Consider the following 20,045-nt stretch of genomic DNA (forward strand, 5'->3'; position numbering starts at 1 on the left):
GCTTGCCGACACATCGTGTTGAACTTCCCAATTGGATAGTCCCCTGGAAATTTCACTGGAGGTGACCTGCCCCCCGGTCGTCCCTCGTTCATAACGAGAGTCCTTGGGGTTGATAGTGGTCGTTTTGGGCTTGGGCAAGCGCGCCGGGCGCGGAGCCCTCAGATTGGCTCTGTTGCACAAATCGGCTGATGGCCGGAGCTTCCCCATCCCCGGACAGACTTATCCTGTGACTTTCGTGATGGGCGTGCCGAGCGCGGTGAAGCCGTTGAGCACGGCGACCCTGACCTGGAACTCCGCAACCTGACGGTCGAAGTCTCGGGCGGACAGGCGCTGCCCCAAGAGCTTGACGCAGTGCATCTTGGTCTCGGCGCGGCTTCGGCGGTGATACCCGCTCCATCGTCGCCAGATCGTCCGGCCAACCCGCTTCGATGTCCGCAGGATTTCGTTCCGGGCTATGGCTCCTGCGGTGTCGGGCTTCCATGGTTTGGCGTTCTTGCGGGGCGGGATGATCGCGGCCGCACGACGGGCCGCGATGGCGTCGTGGCACTTTCGGGTATCGAAGGCGCCATCGGCGGTAACGGTGGCGATCTCCTGATCGGGCGGGATCTGATCGAGCAACTCGGGCAGCATGGGCGCGTCGCCGATCTCGCTGGTGGTGAACTCGGCAGCGCGGATTTCCAAGGTCTTCTCGTCGATCCCGATGTGGATCTTGCGCCAGACCCTGCGCTTCGTGCCGCCATGCTTACGGGCGTTCCACTCCCCTTCGCCCTCGACCTTGATCCCGGTGCTATCGACCAGCAGGTGCAGGGGGCCGTCCGAGCCGCGGTAGGGGATGTTCACCTTCAGGGTCTTCTGGCGCCGCGACAACGTGCTGAAGTCTGGCACGGCCCAGTCCAGGCCGATCAGCCGCAGCAGGCTCTCGACAAACCCCGTGGTTTGCCTGAGCGCCATGCCGGAGAGGACCTTCATCGTGAGGCAGGTCTGGATCGCGGCATCGCCGTAGTCGCGCTGTCGACCACGCTTGCCGGTCGGCGCCGCTTCCCAGGTCATGGCGGGGTCGAACCAGATCGTCAGCGAGCCGCGGCGCTTCAGCGCTTCGCTATACGCCGGCCAGTTCCTGGTCTTGTAGGTCGGGGGTGTCGGTCTGCTCATGCCTTCCAGCTACCACGCTGGATTCACAAGATGAATCCCTCACGTGATTTGTGCAACAGGGCATTTTGTCGACATCAAAGATTTTTGTTGACGAAAGTCCGAATACCTTGTGTCTTTCCACCATGACCAACGCCACGTCCCAAAGCTTCGATCTTGTCGTTATCGGCTCCGGCGCTGCGGGGCTGATGGCCGCCCTCACCGCGGCCGAACGGGGCCACAGCGTCGCCGTGGTCGAGGCGGATACCCGCATTGGCGGGGCGACCGCGCTGTCCGAGGGCATGGTCTGGGTTCCGAACACGCCCGAGGCGCGGCACCTGCCCGATGCGCCCAACCCGGCGGAGGAGGCGGCTGCCGCCCTTGCCTATCTGCGCGCCACCTCTGGCAATCTCTTCGATCAGGACCGGGCGCGCGCCTATCTTGACCTGGCGCCCCAGGCGCTGGCACTGGCCGGGCGCGCGGCGGGGCTGACCTTCACGCTCAACCGCGGCTCACGCGATTACTACCCCGATGCCCCGGGGGCGACGCTGGGTCGGCGGGCGCTGAACCCCGATCCGGCCGTGATGCGGCAGATGGACCGCAGCCTCTTTGCCCGCCTGCGCTGGCCGCTCGGGACGATGCTGGTGCTGCGAGGCCTGTCCATCGCCAGCCGCGATGCGCCCGACTATCAGTCGCTGGGCCGCAGCCTGGCGGCGGTGCTCAGGGTGGCGGGCCATGTGCTGCGCTATGGGCTCGATCGCCTGCGCGGCTGGCCACGGGGCACGCGGCTGGCCAATGGCAATGTCATCGTCGCCAGCCTGGCCGAGGCGGTCCGCGCCAAGGGCGGGGTGATCGTCACCGACTGGTCGGTAGAGGGCCTGTGGCAGGCCGACGGCCGCGTGGCCGGGGTCACCGGCCCGCGCGGCCGGATTCTGGCGCGGCTCGGGGTCGTGCTGGCATCGGGCGGGTCGAACGCCGTGCCCGGCTCGCGCGCGGCCCTCGTCGGTGACCACCCCCATATCGCCATCCCGGCCGAGGCGCCCGTGCCGCCGCTCGAAACCCTGGTCGCCGGAACGGGTGCGGCCATCGTGACCGATGTCTCGCAGCCCGTCCTCTGGGCGCCCACCTCGGTCGTGCCGGCCTCGGTCGCGCGGGCCGGGGCCTGGCCGCATTTCGCCGACCGCGCCAAGCCGGGGGTGATCTGCCTTGGCCCCGATGGCCGCCGCTTCGCCAACGAGGCGCAGGTCTACCAGGATTTCGTCCCCGCGCTGATCGCCGCCACCGGCACCCACCCCGAGGGCCCGCATTGCTGGATCGTGACCGATCACCGCGCGCTGCGCCGCTACGGCCTGGGGCCGGTCGGGCCCTTCCCGGTGCGGCTGGGGCCCTACCTGCGCGCGGGCTATCTCAAGCGCGGCGCGACGGTGGAGGATCTGGCCCGCGCCATCGGCCTGCCACCGTCTGCGATGCGCGACAGCATCGCGCTCTTCAACGCTTATGCCCGCGATGGCCGCGACGGGGATTTCGGCCGCGGCGACAGCGCCTATGACCGTGGCAACGGCGATGCGGCCCACGGCCCGAACCCCACGCTCGGCCCGCTGGAGCGGGGGCCGTTCTACGCCATCCGCATCGTGCCCGGCGATATCGGCACGTTCATCGGCCTGCGCACCGATGCCAACGCCCGCGTGCTGGACCCCTCCGGCGCGGCCGTGCCCGGCCTCTGGGCCGCCGGCAGCGCCGCCGCCCCGATCACCGGCGGCAGCTATCCGGCGGCGGGGCTGACCATCGGGCAGGCGCTGACCTTCGGCTATGCCGCCGCTGAAGACGCTTGCGCCCAGGCGGGGCTGGCGAGGGCTGCCGAATGACCGCGATCCACGGCTTTACCGCAGACCTGTTCGCCGGCCGGCAAGTTGTCGTGACCGGGGCCGCGGGCGGGATCGGTCAGGCGATCATGGCCGCCTTCGCCGCCTGCGAGGCCACCACCATCGGCATCGACCGGGCCGAGGCGGTTCCGCAAGGGGCTCCCGACTGGATTGCCTGCGATCTGGCCGACCGCGCCGACCTTGCCCGCGCCGCCGCCGCCATCACCGGGCCGGTCGCGGCGCTGATCCACTGCGCCGGCGTCTTTCGCCGCGTGCCGCTGGACGATGCCACGACCGTGGCCGAATGGGATCGCACCCTTGCCGTCAACCTGACCGCGCCCTTCCTCATGACCCGCGCCCTCGTGCCGCAACTCGCTGGCGGGGCGATCGTCACCGTCACCTCGGTCCGCGCCAGCACCTCGGCCCGGCGGGCAGCGGCCTATACCGCCTCGAAGGGCGGGCTTGCCGCGCTGACCCTTGCCCTGGCCGATGAGCTTGCCCCACTGGGCATCCGCGCCAATGCCGTCGCCCCCGGCGATGTGGATACCGCCATGGGCCGCAGCGACCCCGCCATGACCCAGAAGCTGATCGCCCGCACCCCGCTTGGCCGCATGGCCCGGCCGATGGAGGTGGCCGCCGCCTGCGTCTACCTCGCCTCGCCTCTCGCCGCCTACATCACCGGCACCACCCTCCACGTCGATGGAGGGTTCCTCGCCGTCTGACCCGCCGAAACGACCAAAGACCAAGAAGCCGCCCTTCACCGGCGGCACAACCCCAACGACAGGAGGATTGCAATGAACAGAAGACTCTTCGCCCTCGCCCTCGCCTGCGCCACCGCGTTCGGCGCCATGGCCCAGACCGCCGTCGCCCGCTCCCTGGAAGAGATCATCGCCAGCGGGGTCCTGCGCGTCGGCACCTATGCCGACCAGCCGCCCATGGCCTCGCTCAACAACGCCGGCGAATATGAAGGCTTCGATATCGAGGTCGCCAACCATATCGCCGCCGTCATGCAGGTCGAGGTCGAGATCGTGCCCCTGACCACCGCACAGCGCATCCCCTTCCTGCAATCGGGGCAGATCGACATTTCGCTGGGCGCGCTGACCCGCACGCCGGAACGCGCGCTTCTGGTCGATTACACCATTCCGCTCCATTCGGAATCGGTGCTGGTCCTGACGACCGAGGAAAACGCGATCACCACCTGGCGCGACCTGAACGCGCCGGACCAGACGCTGGCCTCGGGGCGCGGCTACTGGACGACCGACATGGTCAAGGCCGAACTGCCCGAAGCGAAGCAAGACCTCTACGACGCGCCCGCCGATCAGGTGCGCGCGGTGGCGCAGGGCCGCGCGACCGCCATCGTCGACATCATCGACACGATGATGGTCTTCACCGAACAATACCCGGATGTGAACTGGAAGGTCATCGAATCCGAGATCTATTCCGCCTGGTGCGCCATCGGCGTGCCGCGCGGCGAGGAAGGGCTGAAGAACTTCCTCAACGTGGTGATCTACAACATGCACAGCAGCGGCAAGACGCAGGAATACTGGGCCAAATGGTATGGCGCGCCGAACCAGAAGCCGGTTCCGCTTGACCCCGTGTTCTGACATCAACAGGCCCGGGCCCCGCAAGCTGCGCCCGGGCCGCCCTCGAACCCGCAAGGCAAGATGAACTACAGCCTTCAATACGGCCAGATCGCCGCCGACGTGCCCTATATCCTGGCGGGCGCCTGGCCGACGCTGTGGCTGACCTTCGTGATCTTCTTTGCCTCGGCCGCCCTCGGCCTCTTCATCGCCATGGCCCGGCTGAAGGGCGGGCCGGTTGCGGCGCGCGCGGCGGGGGTGTGGGTGACGCTGACCACCAACTCGCCGCTGTTCGTCGTGCTGTTCTTCCTGTTCAACGGCCTGCCGAACTGGGGCATCCTGCTGTCGCCCGTCGCGGCCACGCTGATCGCCTTCATCGCCATCTCCTCGGGCTATCTGGCCGAGATCCAGCGCGGCGGCATCCTTTCCGTCCGCGCCTCCGAACTTGACGCGGCCGAAGTGCTGGGCATGTCCCGCCTGCAGACGCTGCGCTTCGTCATCGCGCCCCATGTCATCAAGACCACCTACCCGGCGCTGTCGAACTTCTTCATCTTCACGATGCTTGGCACCTCCATGGCGTCGCTCGTGGGCGTGAACGAGCTGACCGGCCGCGCGATCGAGGTCACGTCGCGCACCTTCCGCTCGATCGAGGTCTTCTCGCTGGTCGCCGTCACCTATGTCGTCCTGTCGCTGCTGGCCAGCCTCGCGCTGGCGCTGGTGGGCAGGATGCTGTTCCGCGTCAAGGCGCGGGTGCTGTGATGCAGGACCTGGCCGCCCTCTTCACCCTTGGCAACATGCAGTTCCTCTTGCGCGGGGCGCTGATGACGCTGCTACTCACCCTCATCGGCTGCTCGGTCGGCCTGATCGCGGGGTTCCTCCTTGCCTATGCGCGCGGCAGTCGGGGCATGGCGCTTGCCCCCCTCCGCTGGGCTGTCATCGCCTTTGTCGAGGTGTTCCGCCGCATCCCCTTTCTGGTGACGCTCTTCCTCGTCCTTTACGCCGCCCAGCTTTTCATCCCGCGCGCGCCGCTGTTCTGGGTGGCGGTCACCTCGATCTGCCTGCTCTCCAGCGCCTATATGGCCGAGATCGTGCGCGCCGGCATGGAAAGCGTGCCCCGCGCCCAGATCGAGGCGGCCGAGGTGATGAACCTGCCGCGCTGGCGCATCACCGCGATGATCGTGATGCCGCAGGCCTGGAAGGTGATCCTGCCCTCGGCCGTGTCCTACATGGTGATGTTCGTCAAGGACACGGCGCTCGCCAGCCAGGCCGGGGTGTTCGAACTCATGTTCGCCGGCAAGGCGCTGGCCAACCGGGGGCTTGACCCGTTCCTGGTCTTCGCAACCGTGCTGTTTGCCTATTTCATCATCTCGTGGCCCCTCGCGCTCCTCGGCCAGACGTTGGAGCAGAGGCTGGCCCGCCGCCCCACCCGAAAGGACATCCGATGATCAAGGTCATGTGGTTTCTGAAACGCGCGCCGCATCTGACGCAGGCGGAATTCGCCGACTGGTGGCTGCACCGCCACGCCCCCGACATCGCGGCGGACCAGGCGCCTTACCTGAAACGCTACGTCATCGACCTGCGGGTCGAGGATGAAAGCGCCCTTGCCGGCAAGCCCGCCCATGACCCCGAATGGGATGGCATCGCCGAACAGTGGTTCGCGACCGAAGCGGATTATAACGCCGTCTACGCCCGCGCCGACCGCCCCACCCGCGCCGATACGCTGGCCCATACCTCGGCCTTTCAACGCATGGTGGTGCGGGAATATGAACAACCGCTGGGGGGCCCCGATGCCGCATCTTGAGATCACGGGCCTCGATGTCCGCTATGGTGCCGCCACGGTCCTGCAAGGCATCGACCTGAGCGTGGAGCGGGGCGAACTGGTCGGGCTGGTCGGCCCCTCTGGCTCTGGCAAGTCCACGCTGCTGCGCGCGCTGGTGGGGCTGGTGCCGCCGGTGGCGGGGCGGGTGGTGCTGAAAGGGACGGCGGTGGATTACGCCAGCAAAGCCTCACTCCGGGCGTTCCGCGACCATACCGCCATCGTGTTCCAGCAATACAACCTCTTCCAGAACATGTCGGTGCTGGACAACATCACCGTCACCCCGATCAAGGTGCGCCACCGCCCGAGGGCCGAGGCCGAGGCCGAGGCCCGCGCCCTTCTGGCCCGCGTGGGCCTGGCCGACAAGGCCGATGCCTTCCCCGACCAGCTGTCCGGCGGCCAGCAGCAGCGCGTCGCCATCGCCCGCGCCCTTGCCCTGAAACCCGCACTGATCCTGCTGGACGAGGTGACAGCAGCCCTTGACCCCGAACTTGTCCGCGATGTGCTGGATGTGATCCAGGATCTGGCCCGCGACGGGATCACCATGCTTCTGGTCAGCCATGAGATGGGCTTCATCCGCGAAGCCGCGCATCGTGTGGTGATGATGGACGCCGGCCGCGTGGTCGAGGTCGGGCCGCCCGCCCAGATCTTCGACGCGCCGCAGCAGGACCGGACGCGCGCCTTCATGTCCAAGATCATCCGGCATTAAGGGGGAAACATGCGGTTCTCAGGCAAACGGGTTCTGATCGTCGGCGCCTCCTCCGGCCTTGGTGCCGCCGCGGCGCGGGCCTTCGCGGGCCAGGGCGCGGCGCTGGTGCTGGTGGACCGGGACGCGGCGGGGGTGCAGCACCTCGCCGCCACACTGCCGGATGCCACCGCGATTGCAGGCGACGCCACCGACGCCGCCACCGTCGCCGCCGCCACGGCAGGCGCGGTGGATATCCTGATCCACACCGCCGGGATCGACCCCTTGTCGGCCACCGATGTGCCCGGCACCAGCCTGGACGACTGGCAGGCGATCCTCGCGGTCAACCTGACCTCGGCCTTCCTTTTCGCCCGCGCCGTCCTGCCGGGGATGATCGACCGGCGCTGCGGCACGTTGCTCTTCACCGGCTCCATCGCCGGGCTGAAACCCACGCCGAATGAGGTCGCCTATTCCGTCTCGAAGGCCGGGGTCATCCAGCTGATGCGGGCCATCGCGCTGGACCATGCGCGCCAGGGCATCCGCGCCAATGCGCTGTGCCCCGGCTTTCTGGAATCCGTCATGGCCGATCGCAAGGGGGCCATGACCGCCGACGCCCTCGCCGCCCGGTCCGAGGCCGCCGCCGCCCTCGTCCCCCTCGGGCGCGAGGGGCGCTATGCCGAAATGGCCGCCCTGGCAATGACCCTATGCGACGATGCGGTCTCGGGCTACATCACCGGCCAATCGATTGTGGCGGATGGTGGGATGATGCTCGCATGACCAAGGAACCGAAGCTGGCCACCGAAAAGCAGCCGCGTGGCGGGAATGTCGACCTCGTCTATTCCACCCTGCGCGACGATATCCTCGAACTGCGCCGCGCCCCGGGCGAGGTGCTGGACGAAGCCGAGATTGCCGCCACCTTCGGCCTGTCCCGTTCCCCCGTGCGCGAGGCGATCGTGCGCCTGACCGCCGAAGGCCTGGCCGAGGCGCTGAAGAACCGGGGCGCCGTCGTCTCCCGCCTGGATATCGAGACGCTGCCCGCCTATTTCGACGCGCAGACGCTGCTCTTTCGCCTGACCTCGCGGCTGGCGGCGCAGCGGGGCGGCCCCCTGGCGGCCGCCCGCCTGCAACGCATCCAGGATCGGCATGAAACCATCGTCGCCGCGCGCGATGCCAACGGGGTGATCCTGTCCAACCGCCAGTTCCATCTGGAAATCGCGGCCATCGGCGGCAACCGCTATTATCAGGACTGGCTGGGCGGCATCCTCGACCAGGGCCAGCGCATCATGCGGCTCTACGTCCGCCTGCATGACGAGGCGGTGCCGACCGACCAGCTCTCGTTTCACCACGCCCTGATCGACGCCATCGCCCGCAAGGATGTCGACGCCGCCGACCGCGCCGCCGCCGCCGATGCGCAGATCGTCCGCGACGAGATCTCGCGCCAGATTTCGGCGGGGGCCGCGCTGACGGTGCCGCTTTAGGCCTCAGGTCAGCGACAGGACCCCGCGATCCAGCTGATCCTGCTCGATGCTTTCAAACAGCGCGCGGAAGTTGCCTTCGCCAAAGCCGTCGTCGCCCTTGCGCTGGATGAACTCGAAGAAGATCGGCCCGATCACGGTTTTCGAGAAGATCTGCAGCAGGATCTTCGTCTCGCCGCCGCCGACCACCCCCTCGCCGTCGATCAGGATGCCATGGCGCGCCATCCGGTCGATGGGTTCCTGATGCCCCACCACACGCGTCTTCGACAGCTCGTAATAGGCCATCGGCGGCTTCGGCATGAACTTCAGACCCCGCGCGGCGATGGTATCGGTCGCGCTGTAAAGATCGTCCGAGCCGACCGCGATATGCTGGATCCCCTCGCCGTTATAGCGCTTCAGGTATTCGACGATCTGCCCCGTCTCGCCCCGATCCTCGTTGATCGGAATACGGATGCGCCCGCAGGGGCTGGTCAGCGCGCGCGACAGCAGGCCGGTATACTTGCCGGCGATGTCGAAGAACCGTATCTGACGAAAGTTGAACAGCCGCCCGTAGAAGTCGAACCACCTGTCCATGTTGCCGCGATGGACGTTGTGGGTCAGGTGATCCAGATAGTGGAACCCCACCCCCGGCGGTTTCGGCTGGGCAACCCAGTCGAAACCCGCGTCATAGGGCGACAGGCCCGCGCCATAACGGTCGATGAAATAGATCAGCGATCCGCCGATCCCCACGATTGCCGGCAGGTCCAGCACGCGATCCGCACCCGCATAGGGCTCTGCCCCATTGGCCAGCGCATGGGCATAGGCTTTGGCCGCATCCGCCACCCGCCAGCCCATCGAGGGCGCGCAGGGCCCGTGCTCCTGCACGAAACGGCGGGCATGGCTGCCGGGGTCATCGTTCAGGATATAGGTGATGTCGCCCTGCTGCCAAAGTTCCACCGCGCGGCTCTGGTGGCGGGCGACCAGGGTATATCCCATCCGCTGAAAAAGACCGCGCAGCTCCTCGGGGTTCGGATGGGCGAATTCCACGAATTCGAACCCGTCGGTCCCCGCCGGATTGTCGGCGCTGATCCGGGCGCGGGGGGCATCATGCGGAAAGGGACCCATCGGCATCTCCTGAGGTGCTTGCCCTGTCATCGTCGCACCGAACCGCCCGGCCTTGTGCGCATTATCAGGCTTGAATCCGCCCTGATATGCGCGATCATCGCACCAGACGACCGAATGACGCGAGCATCCCGCATGATCGACCAGACCGATTCCCGCCTGCTGGCCGAGGTCCAGCGCCGCGCCGACATCACGGCGGCGGACCTGGGGCAGATCCTGAACCTCTCTCCCAGTCAGGCCGCCCGTCGCCGCCAGCGGCTGGAGCAGGCCGGCGTGATCACCGGCACCCGCTGCCGGCTTGATCCGGGAAAGCTGGGGCTGACCGTGCAGGCCTTCGTGCAGGTCCAGATGGCCGCGCACAGCCCCGAGGCCGCGCGATCCTTCCTGACCCTGATCGCCACCCTGCCCGAGGTTGTGGCCTGCTGGACCCTGACGGGAGAGGCGGATTACCTCCTCCGCGTCTGGTGCGCCGATCTGGCCGCGCTGAACCGGCTGATCCATCACCGCCTTCTGCCCCACGCCGCCGTGTCGCGCGTGCAAAGCCAGATCGTGATGGACCAGCCGAAGGCGGATTCCGGCCTGCCGGTCTAGGCGCCCGCGATCAGCCGCCGCAGCGCGGCCTCCAGCGGGCCCGCCGCCCCGCCCAACCGGTCGCGCAGCGCCTGGTCATGCTGGCGGGCCTCTTGCCCCAGCGCGGCAAAGACCGCGCGGCCGGTATCGGTAAGCCGCAGCACCTCGGCCCGGCCGTCCTGCGGGTCGGGCGCGCGCTGCAACAGACCCTGCCCCTCCAGCGCGGTCACCGCACGGCTGACCTTGGTCTTCTCCACATGGCTTGCCGCACAGATCGCCGTCGCCGTCATCGCGCCGAACCGGCCAAGGTTCGCCAGCACCCGCCACTGCGTCCGCGTCATCCCATAAGCGGCGTAGACCGGCTGAAACCCCCGCGACGTCGCCTCGGCCGCCTGGTTCAGAAGATAGGGCAGGAACTGGTCAAGGTCGAACTCCGGGTCCGTCATGTGTCGGGCCTGGTCTGGTCAGGGTGGGCGGCGGCAAAGGCGGGCAGGGCCCCGGCCCGGTCGGCGATGCCGGTCAGCCGCGGAAAGGCGGCCAGATCAACTCCCCAGCGCCGCGCGTTGTAAACCTGCGGGACAAGGCAGATGTCGGCAAGGCTCGGCCGGTCGCCATGGCAGAACGGGCTGCCCCCTTGCAGCAACCCCTCCACCCCCGCCAGGCCAAGCGTGATGAAATGCCCCATCCACGCCGCCATCGCCGCCGGATCATCCCCTGCCGCATGGCGTGCCACGCGCAGGTTGCAGACCGGCTGGATATCCATCGCGATGGCATGGGCCAGCGCCCGCACCCGCGCCCGATCCGCCGGACCGGCAGGCAGGAACCCGGGGCCCCGCGTCTCCTCCAGATAGTCCAGGATCGCCAGCGACTGCGTCAGCCGCAGCCCGTCGATCTCCAGCACCGGGACCAGGCCTTGCGGGTTCAGCGCCAGATGCGCGGGCAAGGCCTGCGCGCCCGCCGCAAGGTTCACCTCGACCCGGGCATAGGGCAGCCCCGTCAGGTTCAGCGCAATCCGCACCCGGTAGGCCGAGGAAGATCGCCAGTAATCGTGCAGCACAATCCTTGGCATCCCGGCCCCCCGTGCCACGATCACCCTTTGCGCCCCACCCTTGCTCAAACTGGTTGCATTTGCAACCAATATCGCCGATCATGCCTCCGAACCCGCCGCAAGCGCAGGACCCCCCGATGACCGACCTGATCCAGGGCCACTCCGGCCTGCACGCCCGCTACATGCCCGGCTTCGGCAATGACTTCGAGACCGAGGCCCTCCCCGGCGCCCTCCCGCAGGGCCAGAACAGCCCGCAGAAATGCGCCTACGGGCTTTATGCCGAACAGCTTTCCGGCTCGGCCTTCACCAAGCCGCATCCCGAACGCACTTGGTGCTACCGCATCCGCCCCAGCGTCAAGCACACCGGCCGGTTCCAGCGGATCGACCTGCCGCTGTGGAAGACCGCCCCGCATGTGCTGCCCGAGGTGACAAGCCTCGGCCAATACCGCTGGGATCCGGTCCCGCATGAAGACCGGCCGCTGACCTGGGTCACCGGCATGCGCACCGTCACCACGGCGGGCGATGTGAACACGCAGACCGGCATGGCGGCGCATGTCTACCTGGTGACCGCCTCGATGCAGGACGACTATTTGTATTCGGCGGATGGAGAGCTTCTGGTCGTCCCGCAGGAAGGCCGCCTGCGCTTTTGCACCGAGCTTGGGGTGATCGACCTCGAACCGAAAGAGATCGCGCTTCTCCCCCGTGGCCTGGTCTACCGGGTAGAGGTGCTGGACGGCCCCGCCCGCGGCTTTGTCTGCGAGAATTACGGCCCGCCCTTCACCCTGCCGCATCGTGGCCCCATCGGCGCGAATTGCCTGGCCAACCCGCGCGACTTCAAGACCCCCGTCGCCGCGTTCGAGGATCGCGACGCCCCCACCACCGTCACGCTCAAGTGGTGCGGCCAGTTCCACCGCACCAAGATCGGCCACAGCCCCCTCGACGTGGTCGCCTGGCACGGCAATTACGCGCCCTGCAAATATGACCTGCGCAGCTATTCCCCGGTCGGCGCGATCCTGTTCGACCATCCCGACCCCTCGATCTTCACCGTCCTGACCGCGCCCTCCGGGCTGGAAGGAACGGCGAACATCGACTTTGTCCTGTTCCGCGACCGCTGGCTGGTGGCCGAGCACAGCTTTCGCCCGCCCTGGTATCACAAGAACGTGATGTCAGAGCTCATGGGCAACATCCACGGCGTCTACGATGCCAAGCCCAAGGGCTTTGTCCCTGGCGGCATGTCCCTGCACAACTGCATGTTGCCGCACGGGCCTGACCGCACCGCGTTCGAGGGGGCCTCCAACGCCACCTTGCGGCCCGAAAAGCTGGAGGAGACGATGTCCTTCATGTTCGAAACCCGCTTTCCCCAGCACCTGACGGACTGGGCGGCGCGCACCGCCCCGCTGCAGGACGATTACATCGACTGCTGGGCCAGCCTGGACAAGAAGTTCGACGGCACAGCGGAACCGAAATGAAGGGGTCGGCATGGGCCTGATCAGAAGCTGGGTCGCCGGGGCCAATCGGCCAGAGGGGCCGTTTCCCCTGAACAACCTGCCCTGCGGCGTGTTTTCCACCGAAGGCACCGCCCCGCGTTGTGGCGTGGCAATCGGCGACCATGTGCTTGACGTTGCGGCGGTTGAGGCAAGTGGGCACTTACCCCTGCCCGGCGACCCCTACTTCACCGCCCCCGCCTGGAATGCGCTGATGGCCGCCGGTCCGTCCGTTTGGGCAGAACTCCGCGCCCGTCTGACCGCCCTGCTGGCCGAGGGCGCAGATCCCACCGCCGTTATATCCCATCTCGTGCCCCTTGCAGGAACGCGCCTGCACTTGCCGTTCCGCATTGCCGAGTTCACCGACTTCTACGCTGGCCGCCATCACGCGGAAAACGTCGGCACCATGTTTCGCGGGGCCGAGCAGGCCTTGCCGCCGAACTGGCTGCATATCCCCATCGGCTATAACGGGCGGGCCTCCTCGGTCGTCGTCTCGGGCACGCCGTTCCGCCGCCCCTGGGGCCAGATCAAGGGGCCTGGCGACAGCGCCCCCCGCTTCGCCCCCTCCGCCTGCTTCGATATCGAGCTTGAGCTGGGCGCCATCGTCGGCACCCCCTCGCAGGGCCCGGTCACGGTGGCCGAGGCCGAGGCGATGATCTTCGGCTATGTCCTTCTCAACGACTGGTCGGCGCGCGACATCCAGGCCTGGGAATACCAGCCCCTCGGTCCCTTCCAGTCAAAGGCCACCGCCACCACGATCAGCCCCTGGATCGTCACCAGCGCCGCGCTGCAGCCGTTCCGCATCCCCGCCCCGCCCCGTGAACTGCCGCTTCTGCCGCATCTGCGGGACCCCGGCCCCCTGCACCACGACATCGCGCTGGAGGTCGCCCTGACCCCCGCCAACGGGCGGGAAACGGTGATCAGCCGCACCAACGCGCGCCAGCTTTACTATTCCGCCGCCCAGCAACTGGCGCATCACAGCACCTCGGGCTGCCCGATGACCACGGGCGATCTTCTGGGGTCCGGCACGATCTCCGGCCCGACGAAAGACAGCCGTGGCAGCCTGCTGGAACTGTCCTGGGGCGGGGCGGACCCGATTGCGGTAGACGGTTGCATCCGGAGCTTCCTCGAAGACGGCGATACGGTTGTGCTGCGGGGCGAATGCCTAGGCGATGGGTATAGGGTTGGCTTCGGCGAGTGCAATGGAACGGTTTTGCCGGCGTTGGAGAACCCATTTCACGGAATCAATTGCGCGGCTGAAGTCTGAGCGGGAAACACCGAACCGGACTGCAAGTAGATCAGCGGCCAGACCCACCCGAGCTACGGCGGGCGACCCTCTGCGACCGTCAACCGGACGAGCCTCCTCATAAATCTGTCGCTCGATCATCGTTCCATTTCGCCTGCCACTACGGCTCTTCCGTGGACGGCGAGTGCCGCCGTGAACACCTAGCGCCCATCGTGCGGTTCGCCCGAACCTTGAACAGAGACATTGATGCGGTCAGGAATGCGGTCAAAATGGAGTGGAGCAATGGTCAAGCCGAAGCCCAGATCAACAAGTAGAAGACCTTGAAGCGCGCGATGTATCGGCGAGCGGGCCCGAACTTGCTGAGGGTTCGAATGCTCCCTCAGCATCACACAAATTGAGGATGACCCACTTTCCAGCCACGTGCCCGCGCCGGTGCAACCGGATTCAGAACTTCCACACAGCCCATCGCATATCTCCCGCGACGGGCGCCGGGAGCCACTCTCCCAGCCCTTAACCCGTCACCGGGAAACCGGCATCCCTCTCACTCCCCGGAAGGGGCGCGACGGCCATCAGTTGCGACCAAGGGATCAAGCACCCTCAACAAAAGGTCGCGGTCTAGAGTGATCTCTGCGACCCGCTCATCCATCGAAAGCAGAACGTAGCCGTGGACGCATGCCCATAAACGAACTGCCTGCTCCAAAACAATCAGTTCATCGCGACGGCGGCCGACCGAAGAAGCCACTGCATCGAGGTACATATCCCACGCGGGATCGGGCCGAAGAGCCCCGTTTGCATCGCGCAGGGAAACTGTGTTGCCGAACATGAGCCGAAACATTGCTGGTCGTCTGTTCGCAAAGCCGAAGTATGCTTCCGCCATCGCAAGTAAGCGCTTGGGCGAAGCAGACGGCGGGATCTTCCCGAACTCGGTCGCGAGGTCTGCGGAGCCGGCCGCGGCAATTGCAGCCAGCAACTCGTCCTGTGACGCAAAGTGGCGGTAGGTTGCAGTCGGTGTCACGCCAGCGCGGCGAGCAATCTCGCGTAGGCCTGGCCGCGCTCTTCCTTCCTCAAGCAGGTCGATCCCTGCGTTCAGCAGCGCTTCGCGGAGACGACCCGGTGAGTATCCTATTGTCATCATTCAGGTCCGTTTACACTGTTCACGGGATATGAAGAATGGGTGACGTGTGGCGCAGTCGCCGCGCCTCAAACACGGACGGAGCCCTATGGAAGGCAAGATTACGATCAGAGACATTGAATACGCCTACACCGATTCAGGCGGTGACGGCCATCCAGTTCTTCTTCTACACGGATGGCCAGATGATCAAACTATCTGGCGCAATCAGATTGCCGCGCTTCCAGCGTCAGGTTTTCGAGCCGTCGCCCTCGACTGGCCTGCCCACGGAGGAAGCTCGGTTCCGACGCGTGTCCAAAGACTCGCCGCGCCAGAGCTTTGCTGCGACTTGCCAATGATCTGCGAAGCCCTCAGGCTCGACCGTCCGCATCTGGTCGCCCATGATTATGGAGCCACGATCGCATGGGAGGCTGCCGCCCTGTATCCGGAGTGCTTTCGAAGCTTCGCGGCCGTGTCGGTTGGTCACTCCATGGCGCTTCTGCGCGATATCGTGTTCCACCCGTTGCGATATAGCTGGCTGGTCCTTCATGGCATGCCCCGCGTAAGTCGCGCATGGTACCTGTCTCGAGATGCTAGACGCTTTCGACGGGCTTTCGCCGACCACCCGGATGCCGAGCGCATACTCCAGAAGTTGACCAATGGAAACTATTTGTTCTGGACGGTCTGGGAGCGGGCGAACCCGGCCCCTGCCGTTCTCGCACGGCATCTTTTCGGGAAACTCCGAAATAGACAGGTGCAAGTTCCAACCCTTGGCGTCTATGGCGAGAATGATCCGTATATGACGCCGGCACAGATGATCCGCTCACGCCGATACGTAGTCGGGGAATGGCGGCACGAAACCTTGAAAGGAGGGCACTGGCTTCCACTCGAGACACCGCAGGCCGTCAATGATCTTCTGGTTGAGTGGATGCGCTCGATCAAATAAGGCGGTAAATGCCGCCTGCAAACCAGACGCGGGCTCCCGCCGGAAACGCGATCATGCTCCGTACAGAACCGTAAGCAGCCGCGCCGCGAGGGCAGGATCAGTCGTCGGAGAAACCGTGAGACGTCGGCCATTCACCGCACTTTGAGGTTAGTCTGTTCTCCAGTGAAGGAGACGGACATGAAGCGCAGCAGGTTCACGGAAGAACAGATCATCGGCGTGCTGAAGGAGCACCAGGCCGGGTTGGGCGCGGCGGAGCTTTGCCGGAAGCACGGGATCAGTGATGCGACGTTCTACAATTGGCGCTCGAAGTATGGCGGCATGGAGGTCAGCGAGGCCAAGCGGCTGAAGCAGCTCGAGGATGAGAACGCGAAGCTGAAGCGTCTGCTGGCCGAGCAGATGATGGACGTCGCGACTCTGCGCGAGATGCTCGGAAAAAACTTCTAAGGCCCAGTTCAAGGAGATCTGCCGTGACCTGGGCCATGACCGAGAAGGGCTATTCACAGCGTCGTGCCTGCCGTCTGGTGGGCATTGATCCACGCGTCCATCGTTACCAATCCAGCCGTCCTGACGACGCCGAGCTACGAAGCCGATTGCGCAACGGGCCGCTTTCGGAAAGGAAATCTCTAACTTGTCTTTTTCTCGAACGCGGCTTTTGCCTTTCCGAACGCCGCCTCGATCAGGTCATCCATATCCGCCAAGGTAGAGGCCGATGGGTTCAGAACGGCGACCCAGTTCATCCAGCCATAGACCGGATGGGGCGTAAGGATATCCGGCGCCGTGAAGTCCCACGGCCCGTCAACCACACCGCCTTTGCGAGGGCGTGCGGGTGGAGGCCCGAACCTTTCCGTGAACAGCGGCCCTGTGGTTCCGACATTCAACCGGAACATCCCTGCGCGATCCAGATGCGAGGCCTTGTCGTTTTCACCGTCCTTTTCCTTGATCGTTGAAAAATAGACCCCGCGCTGCAGTTTGCCGCCGGGATTGTAGAAGATGGACCTCTCCCCCCAGGCCGCAACCACGCGCGTGCCTTCGAAACGGTCGAGGAGATGCTGAATGATGCTGTCCGGCGTTGGGTCAGGTACCATCTGGTTTCATCCTCTTGAGGTAATCATAGAAGGTTTTGCGATACGGGCACGCTGCCTTCCTACGCGTGCAGCATGCGGTTTGCCCAGCGTCGGTGTAGGGCCAAAGTAAGGGCAACCACCCAAAGCAACTCCATTGCGGAGTCAGCCTATTTTGGTACATCCCGATCCGCATCAAGGAACTTTCGAAGCGTCTCAAGGTCAGGCAGCAGACGCGCCACGAAGTCCGGTGGAAAGGCTGCGGCGATCCGCCCTATATCTGGCGCGAGCGCACCAATCACTTCGTCCCGGAACATTCGGCCCTTCTCCGTGATATAAACCAACTTCGACCGTCCATCCTGCGGGTTTCTTCGAACTTCGATAAGGCCCTCACGCTCCAGGACGTTCAAGGAATGGGTCATCGAGTTCTTTGGAACCTGAAATGCCTGCGCGATGACCAGCGGGGTGCTGCCGTCTCCAACCCGTGCCAGATGGTTCAGCACGGAAAACTGTGCTGCAACGAAGCCCGGTGGCAACCGAGCTTCGAGAAGTGCGCGCGAAAGCTGCCCGATGATTCCGATTTCATTGAAGAGCCGGAAGTAATCAGGCATCGTTCGTTCAGGCATTCATGATCCTGCTTTCCAGTGGCCAACGCGGGCTGTTTCCAACAAGGGGACCATATCCGATGCGCGAGAGCATCTGGACAGTGCCTCCATCCGGGGCAAGCCGTTCGTGGACCTTGGCGTAAGGCCCCGCCATTTCGGGAAACTCTTGCAGCGCTTGGCTAAGGGGCTGGAACCCGATGCCTTGTGCCGTCGCTGCCAGGTTGACGCGGAGCCAGTCGGCACCCGCGGCGATCTGCGTTTCGCGGCTGTTGTCGGCGGTGACGAGCCAGACATGCCCCATCGCAGTATCCGCATTGGCATAAACCGCGTCCATGCCCGCCGTGAAGGCGAAGCTGGTCGGATCGGAGGCGATCTCACGGCTGAACATGCCGGTCAGGTGCATCGATTCAAACATCGGCCCCGAGAAGTCGATGCCATCCGGGTTCGCGTCGACTTCCCGTCGTCCGATGCGGAACAGATCGACGCTTTCCTGATAGGTATGGGGCGTCTCGACCTCGATCCGCAAGGCCTCTCGCGTCAGTGCGCGCCAGTCGGCGACCTCTGCGGGGTCAACGGTACCGCCGAACCGGGAGCCGTTGCTTGCGGCCGCAGCCATCTGTGTCAGGACTTCCGGCGCCGGGGAGCGGGTCGTGTCATACGGTTCCTTGTTCGAACGGCGCGCTGGAACCCAGGCAAACAGGGGATCGCGCACAACCGCGGAGTCCGCCGTCAAGACGATGCGCGCGATGGGGCGTTGGTCGAGGGCGGTGGCGCTGCTGCCCTGCGGGAAGAGAGTTATGTCGGCGCGATAGCCATCCTCTGCCGCAGCCATTCTCAACAGTTCCAGGAAACACCCCAGACCGATGGTGATCTGCCGGTTGAAAGGATCGGTTTGCGGCAACAGACGGTCCGTATCCACATAAAGCGTAATCGTGCCGTCTTCGGACAAGTCTGCCAGCCAAGGCTGGCGATTGTGCGGGTTTGGGGCAAGAAGCGCCCATGACAGGGCCCGCATCCGAGGGTCGTCGTAGCTGCCCGCCCGGCTCCAGGGCAGGTAGGCCGTCTGAGGGGTGCGCGTGGCTGCAAAGCCAAAGGCTCCGCCCGCTGCCAGAACAGCGCCCCCACCGACAAGGAAGATCATCTTGCGTCGTGACAGGTTCATCGCAAACTCCATAGTTCGTCAATGAACTATAATGGTTCTCTATAGAACTATAGTCAAGCGCTATTCGATGCTCCGCCGAGGCAGTTGCTTTAGTGCCAAATCATGCGCGTTGACTACCTTGGCCAAACTTATGAAAAACTGATTGTTCATTAGTACGATAGTGAGGCGCGACGGCCATCGGCACCCTCTCCAGGAGCAGCGTTCCGCTCCAGCCGGCCGCTGAAGACGCAGTGTTTTCGCGGAGCCGATGCTCGGGGCAGGGAAGCGAGCGACCTCGCTATGAATTGAGGCAACCGGCAACGCGATCGACAGAACTTGATAGGGCGCCTTAACAGGTGGGACGAATACTTGCCGTATTTTTCGCTGCATTTGGTCGATGTGCCCGCGCAGTGCGCTTCGGCATGGCCGTTGGTGCATATAGGCTGGCTGTTGGTGCAGCTTTGCTCGCCCTAGTGAGCGTGCAATGTCATTGTATTGGCACACAAAGCTTGGAGTGCTGACATGCATGAATTGCGACAAATGCACATTAGATCCGCGATAGAAGTCTTTGCCTGGCCGACCCGTTTCGATGCCGCGCGTTTCTTTGATCGTCTGTTCTTCGCAGCGCTTGGGATGACGATGTTGACACTCGGAATGTACGCGCTGGACAACAGGATGCTCAACGGCGAGCCAATTTGGCTAAAGCCATTCAAGTTTGCGGTATCATTCGCCATTCTGTTCGCGACCCTTGCCTGGGCTTCGAAAAAACTGTCACGGCCGTGGCGGAAAAGTTTGGTCCTGGTCACTGGCGCCGGTGCGTCCGCTGCCGCCTTCTTCTTCGAGATGTCCTACATCGGTGCGCAAGCGTCGCGACAGGAACTGTCACATTTCAACGAGGCCACACCTTTCCATGAGATGATGTATGGCCTCATGGGAACCGGCGCCACAGTGCTCATGCTTACCGTCAGTATCGTGGCGGTGGCAACGCTGCTGGATCGGGACGCACGCCTTGACCAGTGCCTGCGCCTCAGCATCGGCCTTGGCTTCCTTTTGACAGTCGTTTTGACCTTTTGGGTTGCAGGCGAGTTGGCTGGGAATGGTGGGCGCTACATCGGCACACCTTCTGTCAACGGACCAAAAATTCCGATCGTTGGCTGGTCGATGGAGGTGGGCGATCTGCGTCCGGCAC

21 protein-coding genes and 3 pseudogenes are annotated in these 20,045 nt (G+C 65.2%); 16 read left to right on the forward strand and 8 right to left on the reverse strand.

Translation table 11 applies throughout. From position 1 onward, the window contains the following. Positions 1-219: 219 nt before the first annotated feature. Positions 220-1,152, reverse strand: coding sequence for an IS5 family transposase (locus C0V75_RS20990; RefSeq protein WP_101922945.1), 933 nt, complete (start codon positions 1,150-1,152; stop codon positions 220-222). Between the two features lie 122 nt (positions 1,153-1,274). Here C0V75_RS20990 and C0V75_RS20995 point away from each other — a divergent pair, with 122 nt between their 5' ends. The 9 genes from C0V75_RS20995 to C0V75_RS21035 all read left to right on the forward strand — a co-directional run bounded on the left by C0V75_RS20995 (position 1,275) and on the right by C0V75_RS21035 (position 8,549). Further along, a complete protein-coding gene (locus C0V75_RS20995) occupies positions 1,275-2,993 on the forward strand; it encodes an FAD-dependent oxidoreductase (protein WP_101922946.1) in 1,719 nt (572 codons plus the stop codon). Continuing rightward, positions 2,990-3,712, forward strand: coding sequence for an SDR family NAD(P)-dependent oxidoreductase (locus C0V75_RS21000; RefSeq protein WP_101922947.1), 723 nt, complete (start codon positions 2,990-2,992; stop codon positions 3,710-3,712). Before C0V75_RS20995 ends, C0V75_RS21000 begins: the two co-directional genes overlap by 4 nt. A gap of 72 nt (positions 3,713-3,784) precedes the next feature. Then, entirely contained in the window at positions 3,785-4,594 is an 810-nt protein-coding gene (locus C0V75_RS21005) for a transporter substrate-binding domain-containing protein (protein WP_101922948.1), read from the forward strand. 60 nt (positions 4,595-4,654) lie between these two features. Further along, on the forward strand, positions 4,655-5,329 hold the full coding sequence (locus C0V75_RS21010; protein WP_101922949.1) for an amino acid ABC transporter permease: 675 nt from the start codon (positions 4,655-4,657) through the stop codon (positions 5,327-5,329). Continuing rightward, on the forward strand, positions 5,329-6,015 hold the full coding sequence (locus tag C0V75_RS21015) for an amino acid ABC transporter permease (RefSeq protein WP_101922950.1): 687 nt from the start codon (positions 5,329-5,331) through the stop codon (positions 6,013-6,015). Before C0V75_RS21010 ends, C0V75_RS21015 begins: the two co-directional genes overlap by 1 nt. Then, positions 6,012-6,371 carry an EthD domain-containing protein gene (locus C0V75_RS21020; RefSeq protein WP_101922951.1) on the forward strand — a complete coding sequence of 120 codons (360 nt, stop codon included), beginning with the start codon at positions 6,012-6,014 and terminating at the stop codon, positions 6,369-6,371. The genes C0V75_RS21015 and C0V75_RS21020 overlap by 4 nt, the downstream gene beginning before the upstream one ends. Next, on the forward strand, positions 6,358-7,095 hold the full coding sequence (locus C0V75_RS21025; protein WP_101922965.1) for an amino acid ABC transporter ATP-binding protein: 738 nt from the start codon (positions 6,358-6,360) through the stop codon (positions 7,093-7,095). The genes C0V75_RS21020 and C0V75_RS21025 overlap by 14 nt, the downstream gene beginning before the upstream one ends. Positions 7,096-7,104: 9 nt before the next feature. Continuing rightward, complete coding sequence (locus C0V75_RS21030; protein ID WP_101922952.1) at positions 7,105-7,848, forward strand: SDR family NAD(P)-dependent oxidoreductase; 744 nt, start codon at positions 7,105-7,107, stop codon at positions 7,846-7,848. Beyond that, on the forward strand, positions 7,845-8,549 hold the full coding sequence (locus tag C0V75_RS21035) for a GntR family transcriptional regulator (RefSeq protein WP_158241912.1): 705 nt from the start codon (positions 7,845-7,847) through the stop codon (positions 8,547-8,549). The genes C0V75_RS21030 and C0V75_RS21035 overlap by 4 nt, the downstream gene beginning before the upstream one ends. Positions 8,550-8,552: 3 nt before the next feature. Here the strand turns inward: C0V75_RS21035 and hppD are convergent, their stop codons facing one another. Then, positions 8,553-9,650 (reverse strand): 4-hydroxyphenylpyruvate dioxygenase, encoded by a 1,098-nt coding sequence (gene hppD / locus C0V75_RS21040; protein ID WP_101922954.1) that lies wholly within the window; start codon positions 9,648-9,650, stop codon positions 8,553-8,555. Between the two features lie 132 nt (positions 9,651-9,782). Between hppD and C0V75_RS21045 the strand changes: the two genes are divergently transcribed. After that, the gene (locus C0V75_RS21045) at positions 9,783-10,238 is read left to right on the forward strand and encodes an Lrp/AsnC family transcriptional regulator (protein WP_101922955.1); all 456 of its coding nucleotides are present in this window, start codon (positions 9,783-9,785) and stop codon (positions 10,236-10,238) included. Here the strand turns inward: C0V75_RS21045 and C0V75_RS21050 are convergent. Both C0V75_RS21050 and maiA read right to left on the reverse strand, forming a co-directional pair. After that, the gene (locus C0V75_RS21050; protein WP_101922956.1) at positions 10,235-10,663 is read right to left on the reverse strand and encodes a MarR family winged helix-turn-helix transcriptional regulator; all 429 of its coding nucleotides are present in this window, start codon (positions 10,661-10,663) and stop codon (positions 10,235-10,237) included. The genes C0V75_RS21045 and C0V75_RS21050 overlap by 4 nt on opposite strands. Further along, positions 10,660-11,286 (reverse strand): maleylacetoacetate isomerase, encoded by a 627-nt coding sequence (maiA, locus tag C0V75_RS21055; RefSeq protein ID WP_101922957.1) that lies wholly within the window; start codon positions 11,284-11,286, stop codon positions 10,660-10,662. The genes C0V75_RS21050 and maiA overlap by 4 nt, the downstream gene beginning before the upstream one ends. Before the next feature lie 116 nt (positions 11,287-11,402). Between maiA and hmgA the strand changes: the two genes are divergently transcribed. From hmgA to C0V75_RS23195, 3 genes and pseudogenes are all read left to right on the forward strand, one after another. After that, complete coding sequence (gene hmgA / locus C0V75_RS21060; protein ID WP_101922958.1) at positions 11,403-12,734, forward strand: homogentisate 1,2-dioxygenase; 1,332 nt, start codon at positions 11,403-11,405, stop codon at positions 12,732-12,734. A 10-nt stretch (positions 12,735-12,744) separates the two neighbouring features. After that, complete coding sequence (fahA, locus tag C0V75_RS21065; RefSeq protein WP_101922959.1) at positions 12,745-14,016, forward strand: fumarylacetoacetase; 1,272 nt, start codon at positions 12,745-12,747, stop codon at positions 14,014-14,016. 179 nt (positions 14,017-14,195) lie between these two features. Continuing rightward, positions 14,196-14,393 (forward strand): annotated as a pseudogene (locus C0V75_RS23195) (transposase); the annotation flags it as partial. Positions 14,394-14,536: 143 nt separating this feature from the next. On the opposite strand, the gene C0V75_RS21075 reads toward C0V75_RS23195, so the two are convergent. Then, the gene (locus C0V75_RS21075) at positions 14,537-15,127 is read right to left on the reverse strand and encodes a TetR/AcrR family transcriptional regulator (RefSeq protein WP_158241913.1); all 591 of its coding nucleotides are present in this window, start codon (positions 15,125-15,127) and stop codon (positions 14,537-14,539) included. An 88-nt stretch (positions 15,128-15,215) separates the two neighbouring features. Between C0V75_RS21075 and C0V75_RS21080 the strand changes: the two genes are divergently transcribed. Both C0V75_RS21080 and C0V75_RS21085 read left to right on the forward strand, forming a co-directional pair. Beyond that, positions 15,216-16,049 carry an alpha/beta fold hydrolase gene (locus C0V75_RS21080; protein WP_101922961.1) on the forward strand — a complete coding sequence of 278 codons (834 nt, stop codon included), beginning with the start codon at positions 15,216-15,218 and terminating at the stop codon, positions 16,047-16,049. A 177-nt stretch (positions 16,050-16,226) separates the two neighbouring features. Continuing rightward, positions 16,227-16,648 (forward strand): annotated as a pseudogene (locus C0V75_RS21085) (transposase); the annotation flags it as partial. A gap of 24 nt (positions 16,649-16,672) precedes the next feature. Here the strand turns inward: C0V75_RS21085 and C0V75_RS21090 are convergent. From C0V75_RS21090 to C0V75_RS21100, 3 genes are all read right to left on the reverse strand, one after another. Next, complete coding sequence (locus C0V75_RS21090; protein ID WP_101922962.1) at positions 16,673-17,134, reverse strand: DUF6194 family protein; 462 nt, start codon at positions 17,132-17,134, stop codon at positions 16,673-16,675. A gap of 146 nt (positions 17,135-17,280) precedes the next feature. Next, complete coding sequence (locus tag C0V75_RS21095) at positions 17,281-17,721, reverse strand: MarR family winged helix-turn-helix transcriptional regulator (RefSeq protein ID WP_254216554.1); 441 nt, start codon at positions 17,719-17,721, stop codon at positions 17,281-17,283. A gap of 7 nt (positions 17,722-17,728) precedes the next feature. Then, the gene (locus tag C0V75_RS21100) at positions 17,729-18,877 is read right to left on the reverse strand and encodes a twin-arginine translocation pathway signal protein (RefSeq protein ID WP_254216555.1); all 1,149 of its coding nucleotides are present in this window, start codon (positions 18,875-18,877) and stop codon (positions 17,729-17,731) included. Between the two features lie 501 nt (positions 18,878-19,378). Between C0V75_RS21100 and C0V75_RS21105 the strand changes: the two are divergent. Continuing rightward, positions 19,379-20,045: pseudogene (locus C0V75_RS21105) on the forward strand (hypothetical protein); the annotation flags it as partial.

It is taken from the genome of Tabrizicola sp. TH137 (assembly GCF_002855575.1).
Taxonomy (GTDB): Bacteria; Pseudomonadota; Alphaproteobacteria; order Rhodobacterales; family Rhodobacteraceae; genus Paragemmobacter.